The sequence below is a fragment of the Psychroserpens ponticola genome (assembly GCF_023556315.2).
GTDB classification, from domain to species: Bacteria; Bacteroidota; Bacteroidia; order Flavobacteriales; family Flavobacteriaceae; genus Psychroserpens; species Psychroserpens ponticola.
Map to the genome: position 1 here is coordinate 3500049 of NZ_CP116221.1, position 20136 is coordinate 3520184.

Annotated in this window: 14 protein-coding genes; 4 read left to right on the forward strand and 10 right to left on the reverse strand. The window is 32.1% G+C overall.

Going from position 1 to position 20136, the window contains the following annotated elements; translation table 11 throughout:
* Window positions 1-132: 132 nt before the first annotated feature.
* From hppD to uvrC, 4 genes are all read right to left on the reverse strand, one after another.
* On the reverse strand, window positions 133-1293 hold the full coding sequence (gene hppD / locus MUN68_RS15485) for a 4-hydroxyphenylpyruvate dioxygenase (RefSeq protein ID WP_249993245.1): 1161 nt from the start codon (window positions 1291-1293) through the stop codon (window positions 133-135).
* Window positions 1294-1489: 196 nt separating this feature from the next.
* On the reverse strand, window positions 1490-2647 hold the full coding sequence (locus MUN68_RS15490) for a homogentisate 1,2-dioxygenase (RefSeq protein ID WP_249993243.1): 1158 nt from the start codon (window positions 2645-2647) through the stop codon (window positions 1490-1492).
* A gap of 178 nt (window positions 2648-2825) precedes the next feature.
* Window positions 2826-5066, reverse strand: a complete 2241-nt coding sequence (locus MUN68_RS15495) for a patatin-like phospholipase family protein (RefSeq protein WP_249993241.1) — start codon at window positions 5064-5066, stop codon at window positions 2826-2828.
* Window positions 5063-6856 (reverse strand): excinuclease ABC subunit UvrC, encoded by a 1794-nt coding sequence (gene uvrC, locus MUN68_RS15500; RefSeq protein ID WP_249993239.1) that lies wholly within the window; start codon window positions 6854-6856, stop codon window positions 5063-5065. The genes MUN68_RS15495 and uvrC overlap by 4 nt, the downstream gene beginning before the upstream one ends.
* Before the next feature lie 119 nt (window positions 6857-6975).
* Here uvrC and MUN68_RS15505 point away from each other — a divergent pair, with 119 nt between their 5' ends.
* From MUN68_RS15505 to MUN68_RS15520, 4 genes are read left to right on the forward strand one after another with little or no spacing between them, the layout of a single operon-like run.
* Window positions 6976-7401, forward strand: coding sequence for an ATP-dependent zinc protease family protein (locus MUN68_RS15505; RefSeq protein WP_249993237.1), 426 nt, complete (start codon window positions 6976-6978; stop codon window positions 7399-7401).
* A complete protein-coding gene (rimK, locus tag MUN68_RS15510; protein ID WP_249993234.1) occupies window positions 7398-8273 on the forward strand; it encodes a 30S ribosomal protein S6--L-glutamate ligase in 876 nt (291 codons plus the stop codon). Before MUN68_RS15505 ends, rimK begins: the two co-directional genes overlap by 4 nt.
* A complete protein-coding gene (locus MUN68_RS15515; RefSeq protein WP_249993232.1) occupies window positions 8274-9245 on the forward strand; it encodes a succinylglutamate desuccinylase/aspartoacylase family protein in 972 nt (323 codons plus the stop codon).
* Window positions 9238-9804 carry a 5-formyltetrahydrofolate cyclo-ligase gene (locus tag MUN68_RS15520; RefSeq protein ID WP_249993230.1) on the forward strand — a complete coding sequence of 189 codons (567 nt, stop codon included), beginning with the start codon at window positions 9238-9240 and terminating at the stop codon, window positions 9802-9804. Before MUN68_RS15515 ends, MUN68_RS15520 begins: the two co-directional genes overlap by 8 nt.
* Before the next feature lie 2 nt (window positions 9805-9806).
* Here MUN68_RS15520 and MUN68_RS15525 read toward each other — a convergent pair whose 3' ends face one another.
* The 6 genes from MUN68_RS15525 to MUN68_RS15550 form a co-directional block, all read right to left on the reverse strand.
* Window positions 9807-10250 (reverse strand): nucleoside deaminase, encoded by a 444-nt coding sequence (locus MUN68_RS15525; RefSeq protein WP_249993228.1) that lies wholly within the window; start codon window positions 10248-10250, stop codon window positions 9807-9809.
* Between the two features lie 14 nt (window positions 10251-10264).
* Complete coding sequence (locus MUN68_RS15530) at window positions 10265-10882, reverse strand: lipoprotein signal peptidase (protein ID WP_249993226.1); 618 nt, start codon at window positions 10880-10882, stop codon at window positions 10265-10267.
* A gap of 109 nt (window positions 10883-10991) precedes the next feature.
* Window positions 10992-11372 (reverse strand): TraR/DksA family transcriptional regulator, encoded by a 381-nt coding sequence (locus MUN68_RS15535; protein WP_249993224.1) that lies wholly within the window; start codon window positions 11370-11372, stop codon window positions 10992-10994.
* Between the two features lie 4 nt (window positions 11373-11376).
* Window positions 11377-14781: an isoleucine--tRNA ligase gene (gene ileS, locus MUN68_RS15540; RefSeq protein WP_249993222.1), complete on the reverse strand. Its 3405-nt coding sequence runs from the start codon at window positions 14779-14781 to the stop codon at window positions 11377-11379.
* 634 nt (window positions 14782-15415) lie between these two features.
* Window positions 15416-15898 carry a Crp/Fnr family transcriptional regulator gene (locus MUN68_RS15545; protein ID WP_249993220.1) on the reverse strand — a complete coding sequence of 161 codons (483 nt, stop codon included), beginning with the start codon at window positions 15896-15898 and terminating at the stop codon, window positions 15416-15418.
* A 167-nt stretch (window positions 15899-16065) separates the two neighbouring features.
* The gene (locus tag MUN68_RS15550) at window positions 16066-19914 is read right to left on the reverse strand and encodes a LamG-like jellyroll fold domain-containing protein (protein WP_249993218.1); all 3849 of its coding nucleotides are present in this window, start codon (window positions 19912-19914) and stop codon (window positions 16066-16068) included.
* Window positions 19915-20136: the final 222 nt, after the last annotated feature.

A 20136-nucleotide genomic window follows, 5' to 3' on the forward strand; every position in this document is an offset into this window, starting at 1 on the left:
TAGAGTAACATTTAAGTTACAGGTTATTATTTATTAGGGAGAATTACAATTACTATTCCAAAAATATAAATTTTATTGAAACCATGATAAATAAAGGTGTTATAGTTCTGTAAGAGATTGATAAAAACAAATTTATAACGTACCTCTTTTAGCCTGTTCACGTTCAATTGACTCAAATAGTGCTTTAAAGTTTCCAGCACCAAAACCTTGAGCTCCCATTCTCTGAATAATTTCAAAAAACAGCGTTGGTCTATCTTCAACAGGCTTTGTGAAAATTTGTAGCAAGTAACCTTCTTCATCTGCATCTATCATTATAGATAATCTTTGAAGTTCACCAATATCTTCTTTCATCATGTCCATATGTTCTCCTAAACGCTTAGGAATATCATCATAATACGCTTGAGGTGGTGGTGGTAAGAACTCGATACCTCTTGCTTTTAATTGAGCAACTGTTTTGATAATATCATCTGTAGCAACTGCAATATGTTGCACTCCAGAATCTTCATAAAAATCTAAGTATTCTTCAATTTGAGATTTCTTTGCTGCTTTAGCAGGTTCGTTTATTGGGAATTTGATTCGGCCATTTCCATTACTCATCACTTTACTCATAAGCGCTGAATATTCAGTATGAATTTGTTTATCATCAAAGGATAGAAAATTTACAAATCCCATGACGTCTTCGTACCATTTCACCCAAGTATTCATTTGTCCCCAACCAACATTACCAACCATGTGATCGATATATTTTAGACCAACGGGTTCAGGATTATAGTCTGATTCCCATTTTGTAAAACCAGGCATAAACGTTCCTGTATAGTTTTTACGCTCTACAAACATGTGAACCGTTTCACCATAGGTATAAATTCCTGCACGAACAACTTCACCAAATTCATCTTTTTCAACCGTTGGTTCCATGTAAGATTTTGCTCCTCTTTTAGTAGTTTCTTCGTAAGATTTTCTAGCATCATCAACCCAAAGCGCAACCACTTTAACGCCATCACCATGTTTTACAATATGATCATTGATTGGCGACTTACTATTTAAAGGTGTTGTTAGCACCAATTTAATTTTATCTTGTTTTAAAACATAACTCACAGAGTCTTTAGATCCCGTTTCCAAACCTCTATAAGCATACGATTGAAATCCGAATGCTGTTTTATAAAAATGAGCAGATTGTTTTGCGTTTCCTACATAGAATTCTACATAATCTGTTCCTAAAAGTGGTAAAAAATCTTGAGCATCTTTAAAGATTTTCTCCAATCCGTAATTAACACTTTTTACTTCTTTTGCCATGATATTATTGTTTATTTGTTGATTCGTTTATCTGTTTATTTGAAAACGAACTCATTATACTTTGTTCTTATTTTTAGCCCTGATTGTAGCATTTGTTGAAGCTCTTTTTTGTGGATTCCTGCTTTCGCAGGAATAACAGCTCAAAAAAAGCGACTGCGGAAAGCAGGAAATTGCTCCTAATTAGAATTAAAAAAAATTATTCTAACCATGATTTATAATACGTTTCGTCGGCAATTTTCATAGCTTCTTCAGTAACCATCAAAGGCTTAAATGTATCGACCATAACTGCTAATTCTTCGGTTTTCACTTTACCAATACTACGTTCTGTAGCTCCAGGATGTGGACCATGAGGAATACCTGCTGGATGCAATGAAATATGTCCAGCTTCAATATCGTTACGACTCATAAAATCGCCATCGACATAATACAACACCTCATCACTATCTATATTGCTGTGGTTATAAGGTGCAGGAATACTTTCTGGATGATAATCGTACAAACGTGGTACAAAACTACAAATTACAAATGCGTCTGTTTCAAAAGTCTGATGCACAGGAGGTGGCTGATGAATACGTCCAGTTATTGGTTCAAAATCATGAATTGAAAGCGCATAAGGGTAATTATATCCATCATAACCTACAACATCAAAAGGGTGTGAAGCGTAAACCATTTCAAAAATATCGTCTTGCTTTTTTACTTTCATTAAAAAATCTCCAGACTCATTATGCGTTTCTATTTCTTGAGGTTGACGTATATCACGTTCACAAAATGGTGAGTGTTCTAATAATTGTCCGAACCAATTTCTATAGCGTTTAGGTGTGTAAATTGGTCGTCTTGATTCGACAATAAACAATCTATTATCTTCAGTATCAAAATCAATTTTATAGATAATTCCTCTTGGAATCACTAAATAATCTCCATATTTAAAATCGAGATTACCAAGATGTGTTCTTAATTTACCTGTTCCTTTATGAATAAAAATCACTTCATCAGCATCTGTGTTTTTATAGAAATACTCTGTTGTTGATTTTTTAGGAGCGGCTAAAATAATGGTACAATCATTATTGGTGAGCACAGCTTTTCTACTATCGAGATAATCATGTTCTGGTTTAACTTGAAACCCTCTTAATCTGTAAGATTGAATGCTATTTTTTTTAGCAATTTTAGGAGCTACACTATATTGCTTTTTGATTTCTTTTACTTGTGTTGGACGTTGTTCGTGATAGGAATTTGTAGACATTCCGTCAAATCCAATAGTACCAAACAATTGTTCGTAATATAAGCTACCATCTGCTTTTCTAAATTGAATGTGTCGCTTATGTGGAATATTTCCAAGCTTATGATAAAAAGGCATTTTTTTTAGTTTAAAAGTTGATTTGTTTATACGTTGCTTTGTATAAATTAAAGTGTTTTAAAGATACAAAAAATGCTAGTTTATTCTGGGTTTCTTTTTATAAGAAAGTGAAGATGACTTAATAAATCTTTGAAGATGAGATTTGACATGTTTCAAATATCGTGAATTTCTATATATTTTAAAACCAAAAACCGATATTAAAAAACCAGATGCTTTTACGTTGTTCTGGTGAGTAAGAGAATTTTGCTTGTACAGGTCCTAAAAAAGTATCAATACCATATCCTAGTGCATAGCCTCTATAATCAGGAAGTGAAAACCATTCTCCTGTTTCAAAAATATTATTATCAACATTTGCCCAATTGCCTTCTACAGTAATATGATGCTTTTTAAATATTTCATAATCTGCGGAAGCAGATGCTTTTACATAACTGTTACCAGTTAAAGAAATGAAATCATATCCATAAAAAGGAATAAAGTTATTGATAAAATTATTTCCGTAACCTCCTAGTGCAAAATCTAGTGTATTTGTAGCGTTCTCACCTATTTTAAAGCCGCCTTCAGTTTTTAAATTAAATGAAAACTTATCTGTCATGCAAAATGCATAACCTAAATCTCCTTTAACTATAGAAAAGGGTTCAAAACCAGAATTAAAACCAGAAGCCACTAGATAAGAATGCAAATCTCCATTAAAATAAACGCCACGTTTAGGAAAGTATTTATTATCATATGTATCTAACTTTAGTGTAGCAAAAACACTTCCATAATCTGTGTTTTCAAATAGAAACTCATCGGTTTGAGAATTTAAGGTAATTGTTTCTGATTTAATTTTTAATCTTTTATGTTCAACACCAATGCTTAATGCAAAATCTTTTCTAAATGCTGTTTGCAAATAAAACCGATTGGTTTGGTCTTGAATCTCAACGTCAATTTTATTTAAACCTGAACCAATGTTACCAAAATTTGTAATTAATAATTCGGGATTAACACTCTTATGAAATTGATTATATCTAGACGTAATACCAATGCTCCAATAAAATCCTTTATCAATAAAATACTCAAAATTATACCTTACATTATCACCTAAAATCACATCTAAGGATGCTACATCATTATCAAATAACAGTCTTTTCTTCGTAAAATTAACTAAAGCTGCACTTTTATAAAGATCATCATAATGAAGACCCAACTTTAAAAATGTAGTGATTTCATTCTCCATGATTGTTGCATGGAGATCATAACCTTCTTTGTCTTTTGATTTTTTGAATTGATATTTAAATGTATCAAAGTTATTGGTGGCTATAAGATTGTTGACTCCACTATCAAAATCCTCATAACTAACTTTTGTATCGCCTTTAAATTTTAGTTTACCAACAATATAAGACCTTGTATATCTTTTATTTCCTTTTAAAGTCAACAAATTTATTTTAATACTATCTTTTAAAACCATATTTACACTTGGTCGTATTGAATTAGTCGATACGTATTTAGGCAACGTTTTTAACTTTTCAATTTCTACCAATGTAGCCTGCTTACCATTATCAATGATTTTTTGGCTTTCACTAAAAGATACAACAGAAAAATCTTTAATATCAGGATGGATATAAATGTCTGTTAATTTAGATTTCAACTTCATATCGTTGACTGTCCTAAAATTATTTATTTGAAGTAAGACATCTGGTGCTGATTTTAATTCATTTCTATCCTTTAACTCATCTTGAACATCGACACCTATAATAATATCCATACCTTTTGCTTTGAGCTCATTTATTGGATAATTATTAACTACACCTCCATCGATTAACATCTGATCATCAATCATTACTGGCTGAAACAAAGAAGGGAATGCTCCACTTGCTGTAACTGCTTGTGCTAAGTTCCCAGATTCTAACATTACAGCTTCTCCGTTTTCAACATTGGTTGCAACACAAAAAAATGGAATAGGCAATTGATTAAAATTATTTATTTCACTAACATGCAAAGTGAGTTTAGATAATAAATTAAATACGTTTTGACCTCTCGAAAGCGCAGAAGGCAACTTTATTTTAAACTTATCAAAAGGAAGATTGGCAGCATATTTTTCAGAATTATCACGTTCGTAAAATGTTCTTGCAGACCTTGGTAAATTATCACTAATCACCTTATCATAATCTAAGCTTTTAAAAATAGAATCTAATTGTTTTCCCGAATACCCAGAAGCATATAAAGAGCCAACAATAGCTCCCATACTTGTTCCAGCGATATAATCTATTTTAATACCAAGACTATCAATGACCTTTAAGGTTCCTATATGAGCAAACCCTTTTGCACCACCACCACTTAACACCAAACCTACTTTTGGAGTAGAAGTCGTTGTTGCATCTTGAGCTTTTAAAGAAAAAGGCAAACACATAATCAATATAGCGATAAGGAGCTTTTTCATTTTGTTTTATAATAGGCTTTTATTTTTTTTGCTCTAGAATTGCCAACCACACGTTCTAAATCTTTTTGATCAGCTTCGGCAATTCGTTTTACAGATTTAAATTGTTTCATTAAGGCCACTACGGTTTGTTCTCCAATTCCTGGTATGGTTTCTAATTCTGTAGTTAAAGCGCTTTTACTTCTTCTATTTCTATGGTGTTCAATTCCGAAACGATGTGCTTCATTTCGCAATTGTTGAATTATTTTAAGCGTTTCACTTTTCTTGTCTAAATATAATGGAATTGGGTCATCTGGATAAAATAATTCTTCCAAACGCTTCGCAATTCCGATGATTGCAATTTTATGCCTAAGATTTAAGGCATCTAAGCTTTTTAAAGCTGAAGACAACTGACCTTTTCCTCCATCAATAATAATTAATTGAGGCAATGATTGTTCTTCATCTAATAACCTTTTATATCTGCGATACACAACCTCTTCCATTGAAGCAAAATCATCTGGACCTACAACTGTTTTAATATTAAAATGCCTGTAATCTCTTTTACTAGGCTTTCCGTTTTTAAAAACAACACAAGCTGCTACAGGATGTGTTCCTTGAATATTCGAGTTATCAAAACATTCTATTTGACGAGGCTCTTCAGAAAGTCTTAAATCTAATTTCATTTGCGCCATAATTCGATTTGCATGACGATCTGGATCTACAATTTTTGCTTGCTTAAAGCGCTCAATTCTATAATACTTGGCGTTGCGAAGCGATAGGTCTAAAATTCGTTTTTTGTCACCAAGTTTTGGAATTGACACTTTTAAATCTTTACCTAATTCTACTTTAAATGGCACATAAATTTCAGTTGAATTTGAATTGAATCGTTGTCTAATTTCAGTAATAGCCAATTCTAATAACTGTTTATCGGTTTCGTCGAGTTTCTTTTTAATTTCTAATGTGTGTGATCTAATAATACTTCCGTAAGATAATTGTAAAAAATTAACGTAAGCATAGCCTTCATCACTCATAATTGAAAACACATCAACATTACTTATCTTAGGGTTGACAATTGTAGATTTTGCTTGATAATTCTCAAGAACTTCAATTTTTTCTTTAATGCGTTGTGCATCTTCAAAATGCATGTCTTCAGCCAAAAGCTTCATTTGCGTTTTAAATTGGGACAACGAATCTTTAAAATTCCCTTTTAAAATTTCTCGAATGGCTGAAATATATTGATTGTATGCTTCTTCCTTTTGCAAACTTTCACAAGGGCCTTTACAATTTCCTAAATGATATTCTAAACAAACTTTATATTTACCTGATTCGATTTTTTCTTCGGAAAGGTTATAGTTGCACGTTCTGAGTTGGTATAACCCTTTGATTAGATCTAGCAATGTATGAACCGTTTTCATACTTGTATAAGGACCAAAATATTCGGAACCATCTTTAAAAACTCTTCGTGTTGAAAACACTCTAGGAAAACGTTCTTTTTTAATACAAATCCATGGATATGATTTATCATCTTTTAACAACACATTGTATCTAGGCTGATATTTTTTTATAAGATTATTCTCTAATAAAAGTGCATCCTTTTCGGTTTCTACAACAATGTGTTTTATGGTTACAATCTTTTTAACTAAAACTCGAGTTTTGCCATTCTCATGGGTTTTAGTAAAATAGGAGCTGACTCTTTTCTTTATGTTTTTGGCTTTACCAATATAAATAAGTTGACCATCAACATCGTAATATTGATACACACCAGGTTCTTGAGGCAAGGTTTTTAATTGTAAATCTAGTGTAAGATTTTCCATTATTTCAAAGTTAGCATTTACTATTTAATCCCTTCTTTTTTTCATCGAAAAAATTATTGAAAAAAAGAATCTTCTATGTATCAATTTGATTACATTGCGCCACTTTTCTAGAAAACCAAATGACAAAAAAAACCATAGGTCGTGTTGATAAAGTTGATTTTCCAAAATTAAATTTGCAACAAGTAGATGTTAAAATCGACACAGGAGCTTATACCTCAGCCATTCACTGTTCAAAAATTATTGAGCAAGACAACACATTGATTTGCACTTTTGAAAGCAAAGGACATCCTAACTTTAAAAGTGAACATATTATCTTTGATAATTACACATTTACTGATGTAAAAAGCAGCAATGGATTTAAAGAAAACCGCTATAAAATCAAATCTGAAGTGATATTCTTTGGTAAAACATACAAGATTAACTTAACTTTAAGCACTAGAGACGATATGAAATTCCCTGTATTGATTGGGAGACAATTTCTAAGTAAAAAATTCTTAGTAGATGTCAATCTAGAAAACGTTTCTTTTAACAACCCAAACAAATGAACATAGTCATTTTATCAAGAAATCCGCATTTATATTCAACACAACGCCTCATCAAAGAAGGTGAAGCTAGAGGTCACGACATTGAAGTTATTGATCCTTTAAAATGTGATATTATCATAGAAAAGGAGAAACCTACCATTTATTATAAAGATCGCTATTTAGATTATGTAGATGCGATTATACCAAGAATTGGAGCTTCTGTAACCTTTTATGGATGCGCTGTTGTACGTCAGTTTGAAGAAATGGGTGTGTTTACAATCGTGACTTCAGATGCTATTCAACGTTCAAGAGACAAATTAAGAAGTTTACAACGCCTAAGTAAAGCTGGAATTGGGATGCCAAAAACGGTGTTCACAAATTATTCACGAGATGTAGAAGAAGTTATTGAGCATGTTGGAGGAACTCCTGTTATTATCAAACTCTTAGAAGGCACACAAGGTTTAGGTGTTGTTTTAGCTGAATCTAAAAATGCAGCAGAATCTGTGTTGGAGGCCTTCAACGGACTCCAAGCTAGAGTAATTGTTCAAGAATTTATTAAAGAAGCAAAAGGCGCAGATATTAGAGCATTAGTTGTTAATGGTCAGGTGGTTGGAGCTATGAAACGACAAGGCAAGGAAGGTGAATTTAGATCTAACTTACATCGTGGTGGAAGTGCAAATATTATCAAACTTGATACCGATGAATTAAAATTAGCTATGAATGCTTCTAGAGCATTAAAACTGCCTGTTTGTGGTGTTGATATGCTACAATCTGCTCGAGGTCCTTTACTTTTAGAAGTAAACTCAACGCCAGGTTTAGAAGGTATTGAAACAGCAACTGGTAGAAATATAGCCAGAGCTATCATCACCTTTATAGAAAGTAACAGGAAATAAATGAGTGATAAAGATATTTTAGAAATATTAGGAGAAAAAGTTGCTTTAGGTCAAAGCGCAACTGTTACTTTTGAAGTCGCGAAACTGCATACGCGTAATACACTAGATGTACCAATTATTATTGAGCGTTCAAAAAAACCTGGGCCAACAGTTTTAATTACTGCTGGCATACATGGCGATGAAATTAATGGTGTAGAAATCGTTAGGCAGATTATTGCCAAAGGAATTAATAAACCCAAAAAGGGCACCATTATTTGCGTGCCAGTAATTAATGTTTTTGGATTCTTGAACATGGATCGCTTATTTCCAGATGGTCGTGATCTTAATCGTGTTTTTCCTGGAAGCTCAAATGGTTCGTTAGCGAGTAGAGTTGCTCATTTTGTAATGAAAGAAATCATACCTCATGTAGATTTTGTGATGGACTTTCACACTGGTGGAGCAGATCGATTTAATGCAGCCCAAATACGAATCACAAAAGGCAACCCAAGACTTGCAGAATTAGCGCATATTTTTGGAGCGCCTTTTATCTATTATTCACAAAACTTAAATAAATCATTTAGAAATGCTTGTAGTAAACTTGGAGTACCAATGCTTTTGTTTGAAGGCGGTAAATCTTTTAATATTCACGATACAATAACAAATACCGCTGTAAATGGCGCTAAACGAGTTTTGCATCACTTAGGTATGTTGAGTAGTAAATTTAAAGTCTCACAACCAAAAACTCAAGCAATAATCATTGAAGATAGCAAGTGGCTAAGAGCTAAGTTCTCTGGCATGTTTAAACCAACAGTAGCTATAAATTCTTATGTAGAAAAAGGTGATGTTTTAGGCAATATTACAGATCCATATGGTAGTTTTAATCACTTTGTAAAAGCACCTAACACTGGCTATATTTTTAATGTGAATGAGTCGCCTATAATTTATCAAGGTGATGCCATTTTTCATATTTCAACTAAAGTAAAAAATGACTAAAACTGAACTGCGAAAGACTTACAAGTTATTACGAAAAAATCTTACAGAAGATCAAGTTGAAGATTGGAGTTTAAAAATTGCAAATCAATTACTCACATTGGCTATTTGGGACTACGAGTTTTACCATACATTTTTATCGATTACTGAACATAAAGAAGTGAATACAGACTATCTCTTAAATATTCTCTCCGGAAAGGATAAGCATATTGTGATATCAAAAAGCGATTTTTCAACTTTAGAAATGACACATTACTTGTTAACCGATAGTACAAGAATCAAAAAAAATGAATGGAATATTCCAGAACCCTTAGATGGTATTTCAATTGACACTAAACAAATTAATGTAATTTTTATTCCGCTTTTGGCTTTTGACAAAACTGGAAATCGCATAGGATATGGAAAAGGATTTTATGATAAATTCTTAGCTAAATGTAACCCTGAAACTATAAAAATTGGTTTGTCATTTTTTAAAGCCGAAGAAAAAATCGCTGACGTTTTTAAAGGCGATGTAAAATTAGATTATTGTGTGACACCACTACATGTTTATAATTTCAACTAAGCTTATTCTCCAATATCTTCATTCCAAAGTTTTGGTTGTGCTTTTATAAAGTCATTCATCATTGTTTTACAGGTATCATTATCTAAAACAACAACTTCAACGCCTTTAGATTTTAACAGTTCTTCCTCTCCTAAAAACGTACTGTTTTCACCAATAATAACTTTAGGAATTCCATAAAGTAAAATGGCTCCTGTACACATTGAACAAGGTGAGAGTGTGGTATAAATTTCACATTCTTTGTAAAAGTTAGCTGTTTGTCTTCCCGAATTTTCTAAAGCATCCATTTCTCCATGCAAAATCGCGCTGCCTTTTTGTATTCTACGATTATGACCTCTTCCAACAATTTTTCCATTATGAACTAAAACAGAACCTATAGGAATTCCGCCTTCATCTAAACCTTTTTCAGCTTCTAATATGGCTTCATTTAAAAATGTATCGTAATTCATCTTTTAATATTTAGTTAGTTAGAAAATGCTCTTTTATTAAAGAAAATTAAAATTCCAATTCCTGTACTAATTGCCATATCTGCTATGTTAAATACAGGTTCGAAAAACGTAAAATATTGTCCACCATAAAACGGAATCCAATCTGGCATTACACCACTCCACATTGGAAAATGTAGCATATCAACAACTTTACCATGAAAAACAGAATCATAACCACCTTCAATTGGTAAAAAAGAAGCAACTTGTCCTGAACTTGAATCGAAAACTATTCCGTAAAACACAGAATCAATGATATTTCCTAAAGCACCTGCTAAAATGAGTGACACTGCAAAAATTAGTGTTTTAGATTGTCTGGCTTTAATCGATTTATTTAACCAAAATCCAATCCCAATAACTGCTAATATTCTAAAAATAGTTAAACAAACTTTAGCTGTTCTATCGGAAATGAATGACACAAAATCACTAATTTTAGTTCCCCAAGCCATGCCTTCATTTTCTACAAATAAAATTTGAAACCAATTAAATATTTCAATTTTATCATGCAAAGCAAAATGCGTTTTAATATAGATTTTAGATATTTGATCTATCAATAAAATAATGATAATAAGAAGTGACGCTTTTTTTAATGACATGATGAATGGCTACTGATGTAAAAATAAACCTTTTATTTTGTTTGCTATCTCTTGAAAAAAGAAAAACGCCTTATTTAGATAAGACGTTTTTTATAAGACTATCAGTCTGTTATTGCATGTTTTTTGCTTCGATACTCAACGTAGCATGAGGCACTAACTTTAGACGTTCTTTATTAATGAGTTTTCCTGTAACTCTACAAACACCATAGGTTTTGCTTTCTATTCTAATAAGTGCATTTTTCAAATCTCTAATAAACTTTTCTTGTCTGATCGCTAATGCTGAATTTGCTTCTTTACTCATTGTTGCACTACCTTCTTCAAAAGCTTTAAACGTTGGAGATGTATCATCTGTACCATTGTTATGGTCGTTCATGTACGCGCTTTTAATGAGTTCTAAATCATGTTCAGCTTTTTCTATTTTATCTAAAAGTAATACTTTAAATTCTGCTAGATCTTTATCTGGATACCTTACGTTACTATCTGTTGCCATGTTTTTAAATTTTTTGTATAAACAATTTGGTATTTACATCATCAAAAGCTATTTCTATACCATCATTTAGGACTTCTAAAATTTCCAATTCGTCGGTAAGTGTCTCTGTTTTTATATACTCTAAATTCTTGTTTATCGCGTTAATAATTTGTTCGTCTTTTTGAAACTGTACTGCTATCCTATCTGTTAATTCAAAACCAGAATCTTTACGTAGATTTTGGATTCTATTCACTAATTCTCTTGCAACACCTTCTTTTTGTAATTCTTCAGTTATTGTAACATCTAAAGCTACTGTTAATACGCCTGAACTTGCTACTAGCCAACCTTCAATATCTTTTGATGTAATCTCTACATCTGATTGTTCTAAAGTAATGCTTTTTCCATTAATTTCAACGTCTAAACTACCATTTTGCTCGATTTTTTTGATATCTTCTCCAGAAAAATCATTAACTGCCTGAGCAACAGCTTTCATATCAGCTCCAAAACGTGGTCCTAAAACCTTAAAATTTGGTTTAATTTGTTTTACCAATATACCTGAAGCATCTTCTAAAACTTCAACAGATTTTACATTAACCTCAGATTTTATCAAGTCTGCAACTGCAAGAATTTCCTCCTTTTGTTCTTTAGAGTCAATTGGAATCATAATCTTTTGTAATGGCTGACGTACTTTAATCTTCTCTTTAGCTCTTAACGACAAAACTAATGAAGAAATTGTTTGAGCGCTTTCCATTTTACGTTCTAAAGCTTTATCAACAAAAGATGAGTTAGATTTAGGGAATTCAGCTAAATGTACACTTTCAAATGTTTCCTTATTTGTCACCGAATTTAAGTCCATGTACAAGCGATCCATAAAGAAAGGAGCAATTGGAGCACCTAACTTTGCTATGGTTTCCATACAGGTATACAACGTTTGGTAAGCTGAAATTTTATCTGTTTGATAATCGCCTTTCCAGAAACGTCTTCTGCTTAAACGCACATACCAGTTACTCAAATAATCTTGAGTAAAATCTGAAATTGCTCTCGCTGCTTTTGTTGGTTCGTATTCAGCATAGTAATCATCAACTTTCTGAATTAATGTATGCAATTCAGACAAAATCCAACGGTCAATTTCTGGTCTTTCATTCAATGGAATATCAGCTTCAGCATAACTGAAACCATCCAAATTAGTATATAATGTAAAGAATGAATAGGTGTTATATAAGGTTCCAAAGAACTTACGTTTCACTTCTTCAATACCTTCTAAATCAAACTTTAAATTATCCCAAGGATTGGCATTCATAATCATATACCAACGCGTCGCATCAGCACCATAAGTTCCTAAAGTTTCAAAAGGATCGGTTGCATTGCCTAGGCGTTTCGACATTTTTTGTCCGTTTTTATCTAACACTAAACCGTTAGACACAACGTTTTTGTAAGCCACAGAATCGAACACCATTGTTGCAATCGCATGAAGTGTATAAAACCATCCACGCGTTTGATCGACACCTTCAGCAATAAAATCGGCTGGAAACGATTTGTTATCATCAATCAATTCTTTATTCTCAAAAGGGTAATGCCATTGTGCATAAGGCATAGAGCCAGAATCGAACCAGACATCAATTAAGTCGCTTTCACGTTTCATTGGTTGTCCGTTTGGAGAGACTAATACAATCTCATCAACGATATTTTTATGCAAATCGATTTTGGCATAGTTTTCTTCGGAATTGTTTCCAACTTCAAAGTCTTCGAAAATGTCTTTAGACAATACTCCAGCTTGAACCGCTTTAGCCATTTCAGATTTTAATTCTTCTACAGAACCAATACAGATTTCTTCTTTACCATCTTCGGTTCTCCAGATTGGTAATGGGATTCCCCAATAACGAGATCGTGATAAATTCCAATCGTTTGCATTTGCTAGCCAATTTCCAAAACGACCAGTTCCTGTAGATTTAGGTTTCCAGTTGATTGTCGTATTCAATTCGTGCATACGACCTTTAACATCTGTGATTTTTATGAACCAAGAATCTAAAGGATAGTATAAAATTGGTTTATCTGTTCTCCAACAATGTGGATAATTGTGTTTATACTTTTCAACTTTAAAAGCCTTATTTTCTTCTTTTAACTTGATAGCAAGTTCAACGTCAATTGAACGCTCTGGAGCTTCGCCATCATCATAATATTCATTTTTAACATACTTGCCACCAAACTCTTTCATTTCTGATCTAAAACGACCTTGTAAATCGACAAGTGGAACTAAGTTACCATTGTCATCTTTGACTAATAATGGCGGAACTTCTGGTGTGGCTTGTTTTGCAACAAGTGCATCATCTGCTCCAAAAGTTGGTGCTGTATGTACGATTCCTGTTCCATCTTCAGTCGTCACGAAATCTCCAGAAATAACTCTAAAGGCATTTTCTGGATGATCATTTGGTAATGCATATGGTAATAATTGTTCGTATTTAATTCCGACTAAATCTTTTCCTTTGAATTCTTTTACAACAAAATATGGAATTTTTTTGTCACCATCTTTATAATCTAAAAGTGTAGATTTTTCTTCCACTCTATTAAACTTACCATCAAATTGTTTGTTGACTAATGCTTTTGCCAAAATCACATTCATTGGCTTGAATGTGTATTGATTATATGTTTCAACTAAAACATAATCAATTTTTGGACCAACAGTTAATGCTGTGTTACTTGGCAACGTCCAAGGTGTCGTTGTCCAAGCTATAAAATGAATATCGCCTTCATTTTGTAAAAAATCTGGCAATGTATTTTCTAAAGCTTTAAACTGAGCAACAACTGTAGTATCTGTTACATCTTGATAAGCACCTGGTTGATTGACCTCATGCGAACTAAGACCAGTTCCTGCTTTTGGAGAATAAGGCTGAATTGTGTAGCCTTTATACATTAATTTTTTAGAATAGATTTCTTTCAATAACCACCAAACACTTTCCATGTATTTTGGCTCGTAGGTAATGTATGGATCATCCATATTAACCCAATAGCCCATTTTTTGGGTAAGGTCATTCCAAACATCTGTATAACGCATGACAGCTTTGCGGCATGCTGCGTTGTAATCTTCAACAGAAATTGTTTTTCCAATATCTTCTTTAGTGATTCCTAATTCTTTTTCGACACCAAGCTCAATAGGTAAACCATGTGTATCCCAACCTGCTTTTCGCTTTACTTGAAAGCCTTTCATGGTTTTATATCTAGGGAAAATATCTTTAATAGCACGTGCTAAAACGTGGTGTACTCCTGGAAGTCCGTTTGCTGAAGGAGGTCCTTCAAAAAAGACAAAAGGTTTGTTACCTTCTCTCGTGGAAATACTTTTTTCAAAAATGTTATTTTCTTGCCAATTGTTAAGAATGTCTTCTGCAACTTTTGGTAAGTCAAGTCCTTTATATTCAGGAAATTTAGCGCTCATGATAATAGTGTTCTAATCGAGTCGCGAAATTAAGGAATTTTGGCAATATTATATAGGTGTTGAGGGCAAAAAAGAGAATGCATTAATCCTATTTAAGCTATAATTATTCTGTAGCGTTAATTAATCAATAATTAAATGATAAACATTACGAATACAAATACAATTAATAGCACTAGTAAAGAGACGATTCTTTTTGTGTTTTTCATGAGCTAGTAAGTAACTCATTAATAATAGTAAAGACACTAATGATTACCATAATAAATACGATAATAAATGCAATTAATGAAACAACTTTTCGAGTATTGCTCATGAGAGATAAAATGATGTGTCTTTGGCAATTATGACACAAAAATCTCTAAAAAGTCACATTAGTCATCTTTCTAATCTTACAAAAATTATTATACAAAAAAAGCAAACATATATATGCTTGCTTTTTTAATACTATTAAATGTTAAGATTTGCTATTAATTAATGGGATTAATGTTTTTAGCTAGATTACAAACGTAAGAACTTCTCTCCCAAAACCCAATAACATATGTTAATTCTGCTTCATTTCTTTTCTGATTCTACTTAATTGAACTGGAGTAATGTTTAAATATGAAGCTATTTGATGCTGTGCAATTTGATTATCGATTTATGGAATACTATTTTTTAATAATTGATAACGTTCAGTTGCATTTAAAGACAAGGATTCAAATTGCTTTTTTTCATATATTATAAATAGATACTCTAATACTCTATTATAGACATTGCTAATGTCAATATTTGTCTTAGTCAATCTATAAAAATCTTCAAAATTCAACTCATAAACATTACAATCAGTAAGTGTTTCATAGGTTAATAATGATGGTCTTTTAGTTAAAATAGAACTGAAAGGACCAACAAAGCTAATGGGTGAATAGATGTTTTTTGTGTACTCTTTCCCTGTTTCTGATAAACGAACTGAACGCATTAAACCAGAAGTCAAAAAGTAAAGTTTATTACTCATACCTCCTTGATTAATTATGCTTTCTCTAGCTTTTAATTTTTTTTGGGTAGAAAGATTTTTAAGAATTATAAATGTTTCTTTCGATACATTAAATTTTGACTTAAAAAAATCAAAACTTTGATTTTCCATGTTTAAGTTGGTTAATAGGGTTGGTTATTAGCCAAGATTGTTATTTTTAATGATGCAAACAAATATTAACTATGAAGATGTCGATAAAAAGGATAACGTGTTTTGATCAACATATCCTACTACAAAAAATCAACAAATTTTTTAATTATTTGAAATGAGTAGAACTTTTAATTGATAATTATTTTCTTGGTTCTGACACCAGAATTCGATTTAAGATATACAACATAAGTACCGCTACTTACATTTGAAATTTCTAATCCGTTTTCTAGATCATGAGTTTTGATATTGGTAAACTCTTTAATTGATTGTCCTAAAATATTAAGTAGTCTAATTTGTTCTACATCAGTCTGAAGTCCTTTTACAAATAACTTATCTGTAACATTATTAAAATAAATCAAGTTGTATGGGTACTCATTTTCTTCAGTTGAAAGTGTATTTGACTGCTCTTGAAAAACAATTTCAAATCTTGAAGGAAACACTCCTGTTTCTGAAGAAAACTGATACGTTTGCTCAGTTCTCAAATCAAAATATATACCTGTTAAATTATCTTTTAAATATACATCTTGACCTTCATTTAGATACTCAAAAGAAGTCGCTTTAATTGTATAACTATAATGGCCTGAAGTCTTGAAAGTCAAAGCAACTGATTTCTCATCATAAATTGAACTATACGATTGAATTAGCATTAATTCATCCTCTAACATTAGATTTAGATCATCATCATTTTCAGTAGTGTTTTTGGCCTCATACCCATAATCAAAATCATCTGATGTAAAATCACTAAACCCTAACAACAATTCTCTACGTGCTGCTGGTCCATCAACTGAATTAAATTCCAAACGAATTTTCTGCATGAGACTTTCGTTTTCAGAAGCGTCTTCACTATTTACAGAATTAGCTGTTCTTAAAAACACAGAACCTGTATTATAAGTTCCATTTGCATCATCTTCTTTTATAAATTCTCGCTGACTATTTTTAAAAACGACAGTTCCGTTAGATACAATTTCAGTAAAGAATCCTTGTCCAACCGGTAAATATCGTGTAGGCAATTTTGTACCTTCTTCTCCACCACTACTTCCTCCATCTACACCTACAAATTGAGAAGCTCTAACTGAACCCGTTTTAGTCACAACAGCATAACCTCCATTGTAATCATTTAAATAGTGAGATGATCCACTCCACTGTTGCCATAACTGAATCGAACCATCAATAACACCAACATTATCATCTATAAAATCATGAAGATCAATTGCTGAAGGATATGGATTTCCTAATAAATAACTCGTTCTAGATATTGAAGGTATTGAACCATTTCCTCCTGTATCAGTAACACCAATCGTTACAGTTCCGTTATTAGGTTTTCCTTCAAATAAATATTGCTGTTCTGGATCTGTAGTACCTGTTCCTTTTTGAGTATACCCAATACCTGATTGCACATTTGAATCTTGATTAATGGCTGTATAATCTAAATAAGTGACTCCATTTTTGTATGTATATAACCAACGTGTGCTCACGCTTCCAATTTGATTATTGGCATTTGTAAATGTCAGATTACTACCATCTCCTTTTTTAAGCAAATTCAATTTAAAAACGGAGTTATTAGCATTGTTAAAACTTGTATTGTTATTCGTTAATGCTGTAGCTTCTTGTATTCCAACTGGTGCTGCCCAATAATTATACCAGTACACACTAGAACTCCCTTCTTGTCGTCTTAAAATTTTTCCTTGCGAAGAGGTTACTAAATCACTATTTGGACCTTGTATAAGCTGTGAATCGTCACTAAGATCTAAAGTTCCGTTAAGTTCAAAGTACCAAGAGTTATCTACTTTCTGATCTCCATGTATGGTTAATTTTTTATTAGCATCTATAAACAAACCAAGGTTTGTATGTGAGTTTGATGATGTTACATTGTTTTTTATTTTAACAATACTCCAATCTTTATTTGTGGTCGCATTTTCAATATCCCAAACAGTTCCATGTAACCAAGTGTCTTCTTCGCTCCAGTCATCATCAGTTACAGTTTCAAAAGGCATAGGTGCTGTTTGCGATTGCATGGAACTAATTCCTGAAATCGTTAAATTTCTTGAATATTGAGAATAGTCGTTTAATGTGTTTCCTTTCACTACAGACATTGGATAATAAGCTATCAGATTAGCCCAAAACACTTTGTTCAATGACTGATGATCTACAATATCTTTATCAATTATTGTACCTTTTACTTTTGTTGAATTCTTTGTTATTTCTTGAAAAACCATTTGTTGAATTTGTTCAGATGTTAGCGTTTTATTAAACACTCTTAACTCATCAACCTCTCCTTTAAAATATTCTTTATTATTAACTCTACTTGAACGTCTTCCTATTTCAAAAGCACCATTACTTTCAGTAGTCACTTCAATATCTGAACCAATTGGCCCTATATTATGACTTACTAATTCGCCATCTATATATAATTCATTTCGACCATTTAAAGAAGAAAAGGTTCCTGTAACATGGTGCCATTCGTCATAATTGATACTTGTAGAACTCAATACTGAATGTGACGTATTACCATTTGTTTTAGTTGCAAACCCTATTGTATTTCCGTTTTCAACATATAATCTGCAACCCAAATCTTCTCCTGCAATTGTCATTGTGCCAGAAGCTGAATTATTTATTTTAACCCAAGCCATAATAGTAACCTGATCTAAACCATCAACAAATCCACTACATGATAAATAATCATCAGAGCCATCAAAATCTAATGCAGCTATTTCAGGTGGATTCGTGTCAAATAAATCACGATAATCTACATTTCCTCCAGTTAACAAATCACCATCAGCATCAGGTAAAGTAGAAGGGTTATCGATATCTTCATTTACATCAAGTGAGACATCATTAATTCCGTTGGTTTCAAAATTATCATCTAAACCGTCGTTATCTGTATCTGTTTCTGAAAGCATATTTGCCAATCCATTTTCAAAAATATCTAAAGTTTCATCATTATCTGAATCATCATCGAGATAATCTGGAATACCATCAGCATCAGTATCTATTGCAGTTAGACCTGTTCCATAATTATTAGGAATACCAGAAGCATTAACAGTTGCAGAAGGTGGAAGATAACCAATAGTAGGTTGTGCTTCAACATTATCTGGAATACCGTCGTTATCGCTATCGATATCTAAATAATTGGGAATACCATCTCCATCAGTATCTGAAAAAACAATTTGAGGATCAACAAAATTAGTTACACAAGAAAACTCTAAACTAAAACGTCTTACTACATAATTAATATTAGTTCTTGCAAGTATTCCTAGACGAACCGTATAATTCGATAAGTCAAAATATCGAGCAGCAATATTATTGTTTGGAAAAACATTTGATGTTCCTGTATAATTTGTGTCTCCAGAAGTTGCAACTAAAAAATTTGGTTCTTCAGTAGTTGTTACATTTGTTGGACTATCAATAACGTAGCTTATTGGGATTTGTATTTTATCTATTTCAAATAACGTTGAATTTCCATCAATATCATTTATATTAATAAATACTTCAGGCACAACAATAGCAGTTGCGGTTCCTGATTGTACAAACTGAATGTTAAATTCAACATATGCTTCCTGTTCTGGAACCATGTTTAAAAATTGTAAGTTTGGTTTAAAATAGGTTGAATTGGTTGTGTTATCATCTAAATCTGTAACCGTTGCACCTACAACTTCAACAATTGTAATTAAAGCGTCAACACCAGTACCAATATTTGCAAATCTAAATACTTCTCCTAATAAAATCGTAGAATCATCTCCATCTCCAGACACCTCTGTTGGAAACGTATTAAAATCAAAATTGACTTCTCCTCCACATTCTGATCCACCAGAAATAGCAGTACCTTGACGTTCATCAACATCTAAAACACCATCATTATCATCATCTAAATCTTGATGATCCAAAATAGTATCGTTATCTGCATCTTGAGCAAAAAGAGATGGTGAAACAAAAAAAAGTATTAGAAAAAATACTGAATGTAGTAGTTTTAACTTCATAACCAATAGTAAATAATTCAGACTTTAGGTCTGTTGATAGATTTTAGAGGGCAACTAAATTAGATATGAAGACATGATTAAGTCTACATATTCTATACAAAATTAATCATTTACTAAAAATTGACACTAGTGTCTCTATAGGGTTTTAGATAAAGTGTTGCAGAAATCGGTTGAAGGTCAAATCGCAGAATATGAACTACAAAAAACACCGTTTATTTACTA